10 protein-coding genes are annotated in these 13021 nt (G+C 46.3%); 7 read left to right on the top strand and 3 right to left on the bottom strand.

Translation table 11 applies throughout. From position 1 onward, the window contains the following. Positions 1–63 precede the first annotated feature (63 nt). From ABZR88_RS15000 to ABZR88_RS14980, 5 genes are all read left to right on the top strand, one after another. The gene (locus ABZR88_RS15000) at positions 64–777 is read left to right on the top strand and encodes a response regulator transcription factor (protein WP_107826555.1); all 714 of its coding nucleotides are present in this window, start codon (positions 64–66) and stop codon (positions 775–777) included. Continuing rightward, complete coding sequence (locus ABZR88_RS14995; RefSeq protein WP_107826556.1) at positions 774–2126, top strand: cell wall metabolism sensor histidine kinase WalK; 1353 nt, start codon at positions 774–776, stop codon at positions 2124–2126. The genes ABZR88_RS15000 and ABZR88_RS14995 overlap by 4 nt, the downstream gene beginning before the upstream one ends. Before the next feature lie 124 nt (positions 2127–2250). Beyond that, a complete protein-coding gene (locus ABZR88_RS14990; RefSeq protein ID WP_107826557.1) occupies positions 2251–3498 on the top strand; it encodes a TolC family protein in 1248 nt (415 codons plus the stop codon). 38 nt (positions 3499–3536) lie between these two features. Then, complete coding sequence (locus ABZR88_RS14985) at positions 3537–4610, top strand: efflux RND transporter periplasmic adaptor subunit (RefSeq protein WP_245916963.1); 1074 nt, start codon at positions 3537–3539, stop codon at positions 4608–4610. Between the two features lie 5 nt (positions 4611–4615). Next, positions 4616–7747 carry an efflux RND transporter permease subunit gene (locus ABZR88_RS14980; protein ID WP_107826559.1) on the top strand — a complete coding sequence of 1044 codons (3132 nt, stop codon included), beginning with the start codon at positions 4616–4618 and terminating at the stop codon, positions 7745–7747. A gap of 258 nt (positions 7748–8005) precedes the next feature. Here the strand turns inward: ABZR88_RS14980 and ABZR88_RS14975 are convergent, their stop codons facing one another. Next, the gene (locus ABZR88_RS14975; protein ID WP_107826560.1) at positions 8006–8599 is read right to left on the bottom strand and encodes a dihydrofolate reductase family protein; all 594 of its coding nucleotides are present in this window, start codon (positions 8597–8599) and stop codon (positions 8006–8008) included. A 197-nt stretch (positions 8600–8796) separates the two neighbouring features. On the opposite strand from ABZR88_RS14975, the gene ABZR88_RS14970 reads away from it, so the two are divergent. Then, complete coding sequence (locus tag ABZR88_RS14970; protein ID WP_107826561.1) at positions 8797–9876, top strand: hypothetical protein; 1080 nt, start codon at positions 8797–8799, stop codon at positions 9874–9876. Further along, positions 9873–10364, top strand: coding sequence for a hypothetical protein (locus ABZR88_RS14965; protein ID WP_107826562.1), 492 nt, complete (start codon positions 9873–9875; stop codon positions 10362–10364). Before ABZR88_RS14970 ends, ABZR88_RS14965 begins: the two co-directional genes overlap by 4 nt. A gap of 447 nt (positions 10365–10811) precedes the next feature. On the opposite strand, the gene ABZR88_RS14960 is transcribed toward ABZR88_RS14965, so the two are convergent. Then, on the bottom strand, positions 10812–11381 hold the full coding sequence (locus ABZR88_RS14960; RefSeq protein WP_107826563.1) for a dihydrofolate reductase family protein: 570 nt from the start codon (positions 11379–11381) through the stop codon (positions 10812–10814). 130 nt (positions 11382–11511) lie between these two features. Continuing rightward, on the bottom strand, positions 11512–12996 hold the full coding sequence (locus tag ABZR88_RS14955) for a polysaccharide lyase family 1 protein (protein WP_107826564.1): 1485 nt from the start codon (positions 12994–12996) through the stop codon (positions 11512–11514). Between the last annotated feature and the right edge of the window lie 25 nt (positions 12997–13021).

The raw sequence follows: 13021 nt of genomic DNA, 5'->3' as shown, positions 1-13021 counted from the left end.
AAGAGGATTTAGATGAGGCATTTCCCCTTTGATGTTTCGCCCCCTATATGTTAATTTGCACCCATGACGCACGTTTGCCTGGTTGAAGACGAAGAAAAGGTGGCCGCTTTTATTGTAAAGGGACTGAAAGACTACGGCTTTAACGTTACCCACGTGGGCGACGGGCAATCGGCCGTAGGTTTGCTGGCCGTGCAGGCGTTTGATCTGATTATTCTGGACGTGATGCTGCCCGATATGAACGGCATTGACTTGTGCCGGCAGATCAGGCAGCGAGATGCGGACGTACCTATTCTGATGCTAACGGCACTCGGGCGGGTAGAAGACAAGGTATCGGGCTTAGAGGCCGGTGCTGATGATTATCTGCCTAAGCCGTTCCATTTTAGTGAACTGGTGGCGCGGTTGAATGCCATGCTACGGCGCAACCGTCGGGATAATGCGTCGCAAAATACCAATGCTGATGACCAGCAAGGCACCCTAACCTTTGCTGATTTAAAGCTGAACACCTGGACCAAAACCGCCGAAAGGGCAGGGGTAGAAATTGGCCTGACCAGTAAAGAATATCAACTGCTGGAAATGTTTATGCATAACCCAAACCGCACCCTCTCGCGCGATGATATTGCCGAGAAAGTTTGGGGCATTCAGTTTGATACCGGCACCAACTTTATTGATGTTTACGTAAATTATCTGCGCAAAAAAATAGAAAAGGGTTTTGATAGTAAGCTCATCCACACGGTTATCGGTATGGGCTACATCCTAAAAGAAGAAAAACGCGCATGAAGATAAAAAACCGGCTGGCCATTTATTTCACCCTGCTTAGCTCAGCGCTGCTGCTGGTGGTAATGGTGCTGATGTATTTTGCCTTCTCCTACTTTTTCCGTACCGACTTTTACGAGCACCTGCACGACAGGGCCAAGGTAGCCGCCCAGCTTTACCTGGAAGCAGATGAGATTTCTTCAGACTCATTAAATCATGTGCGTGAGCGGATGCTGGAAAAACTGCCCAACGAGGTGATCCGCATTTATAGTGATGACAACCGTGCATCTTTCATCAAAGACGAATCGCAATACTGGGATAGCAAGGTTATTAACCACGTGCGCCGTAATCACGATCTGAGTTTTAACGAGGGTAACCGGCAAACGGTGGGCCTTTTTTACCCCGATAACCAGGGCAACTTTGTGATCCTGACATCTGCTGTAGACACGCAGGGGCATGCACGCCTGGTTGATATTATTCAGGTAATGGCGGTGGTTTTTGTGCTGATAAACAGTGTATTGTTTTTTATAGGCCGATGGTTTGCGCAGGAGGCTTTGCTGCCCATTGTGCGCTTGGCTGATGAAATGAAACGAATCTCGGCCAGCCAACTGAATTTCAGGGCCGATGAAGGAAATGGTAAAGACGAGATCAGCAGTTTGGCACAAAGTTTTAACCGCCTGCTGGAGCATCTGCAAAACTCTTTCGAGCTGCAGCAAACCTTTGTAGCCAATGCCTCGCATGAGTTACGTACACCCCTTACCAGCATTACCGGCGAGATTGAAGTAGCCCTGCACAAAAAACGTAGTACCGAAGACTATGAAGCCTTGCTGAGTTCTATCCTTGCAGATGCCGGTCGCCTCACCGAAACCGTTACCGGACTGATGGAGTTGGCACAGACCGATATGGAATACACCCAGGCCCGTACCGAGCCGATAAGGGTAGATGATTTGTTGTGGGAGCTGCAGGGGCACTGGTCGCACAAGCCATTAAAGGTTGATATGGCCTTGTTGCCTGATGATGAGCAAGCCTTGGTAATTAATGCTAATGCCAGCTTGTTAAAAATTGCTTTTAACAATATCATTGGCAATGCCTTTAAATTCTCTGAAGGTAAACCAGTGAGTTGTACTTTGCGGGCTGACGATAAACAGATGGTTATCGCCATAAAAGATCAGGGGATTGGTATACCTGAAGATGAATTGGTTAAAATATCAACGCCTTTCTATCGCGGCACCAATGGGCGCAGCCTGCCGGGTAACGGGGTTGGCTTGTATGTCACGTTCAAAATTTTCCAGTTATTTAATGGCCGGGTTGATGTGGAATCAACCGTCAACAAGGGTACTATCTTCTTTATTACGTTCACGCCGCAATTCTAATCTCTTTCTAATTTCGTTGTAATCTCGCTCTAATAGGGCTGGTATAGCTTTGTTTTCAAACAAATATACTATGCACCGAAAATTTGTTATCGTTCTTAGAGTTTTATCAATTCAACTGTGGTGTATGGGTGTTGGGGGATTTGCGTATGCACAGGCCCCCAATACCGATACCCTGAAATTGACATTACCTCAAACAGAAGATCGCTTTCTGAAGAACAACCTAAGCTTAATCATTCAGCGCTATCAAGTAGATCAGGCGCAGGCCGGCGTGATAACCGCCAGGCTGTTTGACAACCCAGAGTTCAGCATTGCCAACGTGCTCTATAACCCTGAAACCAAAAAGGTTTTTGATATGAGTCATGATGGCGGCGAGTATTCTGCGCAATTATCACAACTGTTTTTAACCGCCGGTAAGCGCAATAAAAACATCAAGCTGGCACAGATCAGCGCGCAGCAAGCACAGTATCAGTTTTATGATCTGATGCGCACACTGCGTTTTACGCTGCATACTGATTTTTATAAGATCTATTTCTTAGAACAATCGGCCAAAGTATATCAGCAGGAAATCAGCTCACTCAGCACCACGCTTAATGCTTTTAAAGAGCAATACCAGAAAGGTAATATCGCGCTCAAAGAAGTACTGCGCATCCAATCGCAGCTGTACTCTTTACAATCAGAACAAAACGATCTGCGCGACGAGATTGAGGATACACAGGCAGAGTTTAAACTACTGCTACGTGCTCCTGCTAACAGCTATGTGGAGCCACAAACCGATTTTAACCTTGATGGTAAAAACCCGGTAGCCGATATGCCTTATCAGCGCCTGCTAGACTCGGCTTATAACAACCGTGCGGACTTGAAAGTAGCCCACTCGGCGGTTGATTACAGCAATATTAACCTGCAACTGCAAAAGGCTATGGCCGTGCCGGATGTTTCGGTACAGCTGGCTTATGATAAACAGGGCAGCTACATCCGCAACTATAACAGCGCCGGACTGGCTTTCTCATTGCCATTTTTTAACCGCAACCAGGGCGCCATTAAGCAAGCTAAAATAGCTATTGATGAGAGCAAGGCCCAGCTGCAAAGTCAGCAAGATCAGGTAGAGAGCGATGTAGCCGGCAGCTACAAAAGCGCCCTGCGACTGGAAAACCTGTACAATGGTTTCGACCCTAAGTTTAAGGATGATTTTAACCACCTGATTACCGAGGTGATGAAGAATTACCAGAAGCACAACATCAGCCTGTTGGAGTTCCTTGATTTTTATGACTCGTACAAAACCAACACACTGCAATTTAATACCCTGCAACTTAACCGCATCAACTCGTTGGAGCAGTTGAACTACGTAACCGGTACACCAATTTTTAAACAATAAAACTCTCCTAATCAAAAGATATGTTTCGCAATAAAATAATGATATACAGCCTGGCCGCCACTTTTGCAGCCGGGTTGGCGGCTTGCACCCATCATGACCAGGCCGAAAGCCGCGATGAGCATTTCCAGGTGACCGACAGCCTGCTGCACAGCTTACTGGTTGATACCGTTAAAGCTGCCGATGCACAGTCGGTTATTACGCTTACCGGTAGCGTGGCGCCAGATGAAACCAAGATGGTAAAGATTTACCCGATGGTGAGCGGCGTAGCGCAGTCTATCAAGGTGCAAACCGGCGATCGCGTTAGTAAAGGTCAGATACTGGCTACGCTAAAGAGTGCCGAGATTGCCGGTTATACCCGCGATCTGGTGGCCTCGCAAGCTGATGCTCGCAGCGCCAAACGTGTGCTGGAATCAACCCAGGATTTGTATAAGAGCGGACTGGCATCAGAGAAAGATCTGGAGCAAGCTAAAGCTGATTATCAGAAAGCAGTGGCCGAGAGCAGTCGTGCCGGTTCGGTATTGTCCATCAACAAAACCAATGGCAAGGGGTATGAAATCACCTCGCCGCTTAACGGTTATATCATTGAGAAAAACGTGACCGACGATATGCAGGTACGTGCAGATAACACGCAGAACCTGTTTTCCATTGCCGATCTGTCATCGGTTTATGTGATGGTGAACATGTATGAGTCTGACATTGCCGGTGTAAAAGTTGGCGACCCGGTTACCATTACTACCCTGGCTTATCCTGACAAAGTATTTACCGGTAAAATTGATAAGCTGATTGATATGTTAGACCCGGACAGCAAGGTGATGCGTGCTCGTGTGAAGATTGATAATCCGGGCAATCTGCTCACGCCGGGTATGTTTGCCAACATTAAGGTTCAGGCAAAATCTGGCCCTAATCTGCCTGCCATCAACGTAAATTCTATTGTGTTTGATAATGATAAAAACTACGTGGTAGTTATTGACGGGCCGGCCAAGGTACATATTCAGCCTATTGAAATTGCAAAGAAGGTGGAGGATGTGGCCTACATCAGCAAAGGTTTGCAGCCGGGACAGCGTGTGGTGGCTTCGCGCCAGGTATACCTGTATGAATCATTAAAAGACTAAACGCCATGAACAAGTTTATAAAAGGAGTGCTCTCTTTTGCGCTCAAAAACCGGGTGTTTATCTTTTTTATCACCCTGCTGATGGCCGTTGCCGGTTATATCAGCTTCAAAAATATTCCGATTGATGCATTTCCGGATGTAACCAATACTTCGGTTACCATCATTACCCAATGGCCGGGCCGCTCTGCCGAGGAGGTGGAGAAATTTGTGACCCGCCCAATTGAGCTGGCCATGAACCCGGCAGAGAAAAAGGTGAGCGTACGTTCATCATCGCTGTTCGGTTTGTCGGTAGTAAAGATCACTTTTGATGATGATGTTGATTATGCCTTTGCGCGCTTACAGATAAACAACCACATTGACGAGGCTAACCTGCCTGACGGTGTAACGCCAGAGATTGAGCCGCCTTACGGCCCAACCGGTGAGATCTATCGTTTTACGCTGACCAGCAACCGCCGCTCTGTACGTGAGCTGAAAACCATTGAAGATTGGGTGGTTGACCGCGAAATTAAAGCCGTACCTGGTATTGCCGACGTAAACAGCTTTGGTGGTGAGGTAAAAACCTATCAGATCACCATCAACCCAGAGAAAGCTGTACAGTATAACATTACCCCGCTGCAGCTTTATGATGCGGTTTCAAAAAGCAACGTAAACGTAGGCGGCGATGTGATTCAGCAAAGCGGACAGGCCTATGTGGTGCGTGGCATCGGTTTGTTGAATAATATCAACGAGATCAAAAACATTGTGGTAAATAACGTAAAAGGCACGCCTGTTTACGTGAAAACCATTGCTGAGGTAACCGAGTCTGCCCTGCCTCGTTTGGGTCAGGTGGGTCGTGATATGGATCCTGATGTGGTTGAAGGCATTGTGGTAATGCGCAAAGGAGAGAACCCAAGCGTAGTTATTGCTGCCCTGAAAGAAAAGATTGCCGCGCTGAACAACAGCATTTTACCAGAGGACGTAAAGATCAAAACTTTTTATGACCGTGAAGACCTGGTAAACTTTGCCACCCACACGGTACTGCATAACATGACCGAGGGTATCATCTTTGTAACGGTCATCGTACTGCTCTTTATGGCCGACTGGCGCACTACCGTTATTGTGGCGGTCATCATTCCGCTGGCGCTGCTGTTTGCCTTTATGTGTTTGAAGCTGAAGGGTATGTCGGCCAACCTGCTTTCTATGGGTGCCATTGACTTTGGTATTATTATAGACGGCGCGGTGGTGATGGTTGAGGGCATCTTCGTACTGCTTGATCATAAGGCCAAAGAGATGGGTATGGAGCGCTTCAACAAGCTAAGCAAGCTGGGCCTTATCCGTCAGGCTTGCCAGGTAAATGGTAAGGGTATCTTTTTTGCCAAAGCCATTATTATTACCGGTTTGCTGCCCATCTTCAGTTTCCAGAAGGTAGAAGGTAAAATGTTCTCGCCACTGGCCTGGACACTGAGCTTTGCCCTGCTGGGTGCCTTGCTGCTCACCTTTACGCTGGTGCCTGCTCTGTCGAGCGTGTTGCTGAAAAAGAACGTGCGCGAGCGTCATAACGTGTTTGTGGAGTTTGTAAGCAAGCACGCCATGCGTTTCTACAACGTTTGTTTTAAGGGACGTAAAATTGCATTTACCGTGGCACTTATTTCATTGATCGTCAGCCTGGGCTGCTTTAGCTTGCTGGGATCGGAGTTTTTGCCTGAGCTGAACGAGGGTTCTATCTACGTGCGTGCTACCGGTCCGCTGAGTACATCGCTTGATGAATCGGTGAAACTGGCTAATGAGATGCGCAAGATCTTCCTGAGTTTTGACGAGGTGAAGCAAGTGATCTCGCAGACCGGCCGCCCAAATGATGGCACCGATGCTACCGGTTTCTACAATATTGAGTTTCACGTAGATATTTATCCGCAGGATGAGTGGAAACGTAAAGAAACCAAAGAAGAACTGATCCAGCGGATGCAGGAGAAACTGAAGTTTTATCCTGGTATCGACCTTAACTTTTCGCAGCCAATTTCTGATAACGTGGAGGAAGCCGTATCCGGCGTAAAAGGCTCTATCGTTGTAAAGATGTTTGGCGACGATTATAAATACATTGAGAGCCGCGAGGATCAGATCTACGCCATATTAAAAGGTGTGCGCGGTATTGAAGATTTGGGTATCCTGCGTGATATGGGTCAGCCCGAGTTACAGATTGACCTGAATCAGGACAAGATGGCTCAATACGGTGTAACCGCTGCCGATGCCAACGCGGTGATTGAAACAGCTATTGGTGGCAGAGCAGCAACGCAGATTTACGAAGGCGAGAAGAAGTTTGATCTGCGGATCCGTTATCCGGAAGATTTCCGTAACAACCAGGAATCTATTGGTGACTTGCGTGTACCAACCCTGGCCGGTGGCAGTGTGCCGCTGCGCGAAATCTCGAGCATCCGCAAAACAACGGGTGTGAGCATGATCTATCGCGATAAAAACAGTCGTTACGGCGCTATCAAGTTCTCTATCCGCGGCCGTGATATGGGTAGCACCATTGCCGAAGCACAGGCCAAGGTAAATGCCAAGATCAAACTGCCAAAAGATTACCACCTGGAGTGGGCGGGCGATTTTGAGAACCAGCAACGTGCAACCCAGCGTCTGTCGCAAGCGGTGCCGGTAAGTTTGCTGATCATCTTCTTCATCCTGTTCATCCTGTTCGGTAACTTCCGCGACTCGTTGCTGGTGTTGAACAACGTACCGTTTGCCATTATGGGTGGTATTTTAGCGCTGCTGATAACGGGCGTTAACTTTAACATCTCGGCAGGTATCGGCTTCATCGCCCTGTTTGGTATCTGCGTGCAGAACGGTGTGATACTGATCTCCAAGTTCAAATCAAACATCCGCGATCTGAAGCACGATATCTATCAGTCATTCCCTGACGCGCTGCGTGCAGGTGTGGCCGACAGGATGCGCCCGGTAATTATGACCGCCATGATGGCTGCCATTGGTTTGTTGCCGGCAGCACTGTCACACGGTATCGGTTCAGAAGCATCAAAACCACTGGCCATTGTGGTAATTGGCGGTTTAATCACCAATACCATTTTCAATCTCTTTGTGTTCCCGATAGTGTTCTACTGGAGCTACAAAAAGAAAGTAAACAGCGGTCACGTAATGATCAAAGGATAATTAAGAAAATGCGTTTTATTGTTTTTAATCAAAGCCGTTCCAGGGTAAAACCGGGGCGGCTTTTTTGTTTTGGGGAGGAGAGAGGAAAAATAAAATTGTCATTGCAAGGAGCGCGGGGAAAGGTAAGAAGGTGGGAAGGCTTGTGCGATTCCTTCCTTGGGGAAGGTGAAGGAAGGGGTTTAACCGAGCTGCTTAGACCCCTTCCTGCCACTTCACTGCCATGCGCGCCCCTCCCCAGGGAGGGATTCAAAACCTCTTTTATGGGCCCACCGTCCCCGTCTTCACTTCTCCTGCCCGCTGATAATTAGCCATAATCAAACCGCCTGGTGTAACATGGCTTTCTATTAACTTAAATGCCGAAGGGGCGGCACCATCGGCAAATAGTTTTTTGCCTTTGCCTAATAATACGGGATGTATATTGAGCCAGAACTCGTCTACCAGATTATGTTTTAACAACAGTTGTACCAGTTGGCTGCTACCCCAGATCTTGAGGTTGCGCCCTTCGGTATTTTTTAGTTGCCGGATGTCCTCCACCGTGTTCAGAAAAACACAGTTTTGCCAGTCGGACTGATTTATGGTGTTGGATAGTACGTATTTAGTTACCTCATTAACGCCGGGCCAGTAATCGGCGTGCTGTGGCCAGTAGCCGGCAAAAATGTCGAAGGTTTTTCTGCCCAGCAGCAGGTCTGCCGGTTCCATTTGTTTTTGCATCACCTGGCCGGAGATGTCGTCGCCGTAGGGCGCTGTCCAGCCGCCATATTGAAAGCCGTTTGACGGATCTTCTTCCGGGCCGCCCGGTGCCTGCATTACACCATCTAAGGTGAGGAATGATAGAACGATTATTTTTCTCATGGTATTTATCTCCTGTTTTTAGTAACTGATTTAGAACTGATTTTGTTATGAAGTAAAGTTCGGCAATCATATCGTGACGCTCGCGGGGAGGATGCGGCAATTGAAAGGGTGGAATGCGACATCGATAAGCGCGAGCTTTGATAATAAGTTGCTATATTCAATCGAGATTCAACTTTAAGCGTATAACCTGACCGAAGATGAACAAGCCGCTGATTTTTTGCTTTCTTCTGCTCTGCTGTAACCTGGCATTGGCTAGGGTGCCTAAAACATTTGTAACCATTAAGGGGGATGATTTCTATATCAACGGTAAGATCACCTATCAGGGCGTAACCTGGAACGGCCACCGGATAGAAGGTTTATTGTTCAACTCACGGATGGTGCAGGGGATTTTTGATGACGAGAACCCCGCCACCAGGGAGCTGTTTAAATATCCCGATACCGGCAAATGGGACCCGGATAGAAATACCAATGAGTTTCTGGCAGCCATGCAAAGCTGGCGGCAGCATGGGTTATTAGCTTTTACGCTGAACTTGCAAGGCGGCAGTCCCATTGGCTACGGCAATCATGGCTGGGTCAACACCGCATTTGATGAAGACGGCAACCTGAAAAAGCCGTACCTGCAGCGACTGAAAAAAATTCTTGACCGTGCGGATGATCTGGGCATGGTAGTCATTCTCGGCTACTTTTACCAGGGACAGGATGAGCACCTGCACGATGAGAAAGCAGTTTTAAACGCTGTTGATAATGCCACCAACTGGCTGCTGCAACAAGGCTACCACAATGTAATGGTAGAGGTGGATAACGAATGCGATGTGAAATATGACCACCCCATACTGGCTGCTCCAAGGATACATGAACTGATTGCCAGAGTGAAGGCTATGCATAAAGGCAATTTTCATTTGCTGGCGAGCACCAGCTTTCGCGGTAACGCCATCCCTACAGCTAAAGTGGCCGATGTGGCAGATTTTTTATTGGTCCATGGCAATAAAGTAGACAAGCCCGAACGAATTGCCCAAATGGTAACCGAGACGCGGGCCCAAACCCAGCGACAGATCCCGGTATTATTTAACGAAGATGACCATTATGATTTTGACAAGCCCGACAATAATTTACTCAGCGCGTTAAAAATGCACGCCTCCTGGGGATACTTTGATTACCGGCTGCAGGGCGAAAAATATGAGGACGGTTTCCAAAGTGTACCGGTAGACTGGCAAATCAATAGTGAGAGGAAGAAGGGGTTTTTCAATTTGATTATGAAGATTACTACTGGTAAATGAAAAAATATTTAATGTTAGCATTTACGCTGTTTTTATTTGATTGTACACCAAAACAGAAGCGTAATTCTTCAGTAGTTTCTAAATCGTTGAAAGCAGATCCAAGTTTTGTTACGATAGATAGTGCCGAGGTGAAAGCAAATACCATCGAATATCTTCTTATCTTTCACTCAGCAGGTAAGACCAGCGAAATATATCGGGTTAGGAACCAGGACCATAGTGTTGAATTTGCGAAAAATTACATGTATGCTCCTTTAAATTATGTGAATTATCAAGTAAGTGATTTGCCAACAGGTTTAGTATGGAATATATTTTATAGTAAAACGTCTAATGCGTTTTATGTTACCGATAAATATGATGTCCATGCTGCAGGTGATACTATAGATAGAAAAAGCGTTAGCTTCTCCCGGAATGTAGCTACCGTTGTGTCTATGGATGATGGAAAAAGATATAAAATAGGTCTTAAAAAAATATGGTGTCCGCTGCCATAAGCGAAAGGTTTACTAATGTAAAAGATGGCATGAGGACTTAGTAAAATAAATGAAAAAGATAGTTTTTTACTTTTTAATAATTCTTATTAACGTTCCGGCTGTAATGTTGATAGGTATCAGTTTTTTAAGTGGTCCAAGCTTTTACTCAAGCAGTTTAAAGGTTTGGAGTGGGCGAGTACTTTTTGTAATACTCGTAAGCTTAGTATTTGCTTTGTTTTCTTTTTTGTTGGGATGGATCATCAGACGTTCGCTTGGATTTACAAGTTCAGGGCTGAAAAGAATTTTTCTCTATCAATTCATAACAATCCTATCAGCTTTTATAATAGTTACAATTATAGTTACTATTAATAGTTAAATTATCTCGTTGTCGCTCTATGATAACAAACGACGTGTCAACAAAACAAAAGGCTGCCCCAGATCCGAGGCAGCCTTCTGTTTTTGTTGACTTTAGCGTTGTACTTCGTGTTGTAAACAAACTACGCCTGAGCTGAAAACGTGCGTGTTCATGAGTTTTAAACTTTGCTGTTCTTTAATGCCTTTAAATACCGGTATACCCTCGCCCAGTAATACCGGGTTCACAAAAAGCCAGCATTCATCAATCAGGTTCTCGGTCAGCAGGGCATGTGTTGCGGTCGGGCTGCCAAATACCAGGATATCGCCTGTTGTTTCTTTCTTTAATTGGGGAATGGCAGTGGCATAGTCCTTACCAATTACCGTTGTATTGGTAAAGGCTGTTTGGTCCAGCGTATTTGATAATACTACTTTGTGCGCACTTTTGTACCAGGCAGCGTGCTCCTTGTCGTGCTTGCTGGCATTAGGCTGGTCACCGGCTGTTGGCCAGTAGCCTTCCATCATCTCAAAGGTTATCCGCCCGTATAATGCGGTGTTGGTTTTCGCAATCCTCTCGCCCACGTAGTCAAAAATTTCTTCATCTACGCGTATCCAGCGCATCTCGCCGTTCTTGCCCGCCGCAAAGCCATCCAGCGATGCGTGCATAAATAATACTATATTTCCCATATTGGTTTCTTTATTGAACTTAATACCTGTTATACAAATCTCTGGGAAATATCGGTAATTGCATTGAGCAAAACCGACAAACAGCGGGGGGATTTACGACAAATATTGATTTGCCGCTCCGCATAAGCTTTTATTTTTTTTGTTGGGCGTAAGGACTGCTAACCAGGCTATTAATGTAGTTCTCTATATTGGTATAGCCTGTTTTAGATAAGGCATTGCCATCATTGGGGTCTTTAGCATTTAAACCATTGCGAGTTTCCCAGGTATCGGGTATGCCGTCGCCATCACTATCTGTTAACGGCGTTTTAGATACGTAATTAGGCCAGCCGCCCACAACTCCCGCTGTGTCTATAATACCGTGTCCAACAGACGGAACAAAATCTTTAACAAACTTACCCTTGGCTTTGATGCCTGCTGGGTAGCTTCCGGTTCCTGAAGCTACGCCTAAACGGGTTTCATTTACAATTCGGTCATCTACCTGGTCTCGTTTAGGTAATATGGTGCCTGCATTGGCCAATACCAGTTGGTAAGCATCGTCTGCAGATTGAGTTTTTAGTGTGGCCCAACCAGGGATGGTAAATATGGAGTCTGATTTTGCCTTTATTTTAAACTCATCCGGGATTTCGCTAAGATCCAATCCTTTATAATTATCGGCAGTCAGGTCTGCTTTTCCAACCATCTTATTGCCCGCAAGATGCCAGTTGCCGGCTTCTTTACAGGCGCTGTTCCATGAGGGATGAATAAAAACCCAGTTGCCTGGAGTAGCAGGGCCTGGCTTAAAGTAATTGCCAATCATGTTCACCCTGGAGTAGCCGCCGTTAATCATCATTTCGCCGCCATAGGCTGCCGTTTTTGAATGCGAGTTGTAGACTACGTTATTACGAAAATCAACCAGCGCACAAGTGTCATTGGAGCGGGCGCCGCTAAAACGCGGTGCTCTGGAGTTGTGATGTGCCAGCAAATTATGGTGGAAAGACAAGAATTGCCCCCCGATGGCTCCACTATAAGCTCTTGATCCTTTGTGGTGCCAGGCATTAAACAATGATTCGGAAGATATGCACCACTGGATGGTTACATTTTTAGAGTTATAACAAACAATATTCTCTTCGTTGGCCCATGAAAAATCGCAATGATCTATAATAACATCGTGCGTGTTTTCAATATTTAAACCTGTGCAGCCCAGGTAAATAGGCGCGCCGGGGCGAAAGCGGATACATCGTACGATGACGTTGCCATTGTTGCCACCTTTTTTGGCCATATTTAGCTCAACGGCGTTCCCTTTTATGCAAATGCCATCGCCAGGGGCGGTTTGCCCCGCAATAGTCAAATCTGAACGGTTTATTTTTAGTACAGATTTTAGTTCTATAATGCCTGAAATTTGAAATGTAACTATTAAGGGCTTGCCAGGAAACTGGTTTAGCGCCCATCTAAGACTGCCATCTCCGTCGTCATTAAGATTTGTTACCTGCACAACCTTCCCACCTCTGCCGCCAGATGCTTTACTGCCAAATCCTTCTGCCCCGGGAAATGCCGGTACCTGGGCATAAGTAATTGACGAATAGAAGCCTAATAAGGTTAAGATTAGAAGAATAAAAGGGGTTTTGAATGTCTTCATTTTGGTGTTTTTATATGGAGGGGCT

Source organism: Mucilaginibacter yixingensis, assembly GCF_041080815.1.
Taxonomy (GTDB): domain Bacteria; phylum Bacteroidota; class Bacteroidia; order Sphingobacteriales; family Sphingobacteriaceae; genus Mucilaginibacter; species Mucilaginibacter yixingensis.
The sequence above is the reverse complement of the archived record's forward strand: the minus strand, read 5'-3'. Positions and strand labels throughout refer to the sequence as shown.

What these genes read in the sequence shown, in the direction of transcription:
- ABZR88_RS15000 (WP_107826555.1), top strand. Translation starts at nt 64, where the DNA reads ATGACGCACGTTTGCCTGGTTGAAGACGAAGAAAAGGTGGCCGCTTTT.
- ABZR88_RS14995 (WP_107826556.1), top strand. Translation starts at nt 774, where the DNA reads ATGAAGATAAAAAACCGGCTGGCCATTTATTTCACCCTGCTTAGCTCA.
- ABZR88_RS14990 (WP_107826557.1), top strand. Translation starts at nt 2,251, where the DNA reads ATGGGTGTTGGGGGATTTGCGTATGCACAGGCCCCCAATACCGATACC.
- ABZR88_RS14985 (WP_245916963.1), top strand. Translation starts at nt 3,537, where the DNA reads ATGATATACAGCCTGGCCGCCACTTTTGCAGCCGGGTTGGCGGCTTGC.
- ABZR88_RS14980 (WP_107826559.1), top strand. Translation starts at nt 4,616, where the DNA reads ATGAACAAGTTTATAAAAGGAGTGCTCTCTTTTGCGCTCAAAAACCGG.
- ABZR88_RS14975 (WP_107826560.1), bottom strand. Translation starts at nt 8,599, where the DNA reads ATGAGAAAAATAATCGTTCTATCATTCCTCACCTTAGATGGTGTAATG.
- ABZR88_RS14970 (WP_107826561.1), top strand. Translation starts at nt 8,797, where the DNA reads ATGAACAAGCCGCTGATTTTTTGCTTTCTTCTGCTCTGCTGTAACCTG.
- ABZR88_RS14965 (WP_107826562.1), top strand. Translation starts at nt 9,873, where the DNA reads ATGAAAAAATATTTAATGTTAGCATTTACGCTGTTTTTATTTGATTGT.
- ABZR88_RS14960 (WP_107826563.1), bottom strand. Translation starts at nt 11,381, where the DNA reads ATGGGAAATATAGTATTATTTATGCACGCATCGCTGGATGGCTTTGCG.
- ABZR88_RS14955 (WP_107826564.1), bottom strand. Translation starts at nt 12,996, where the DNA reads ATGAAGACATTCAAAACCCCTTTTATTCTTCTAATCTTAACCTTATTA.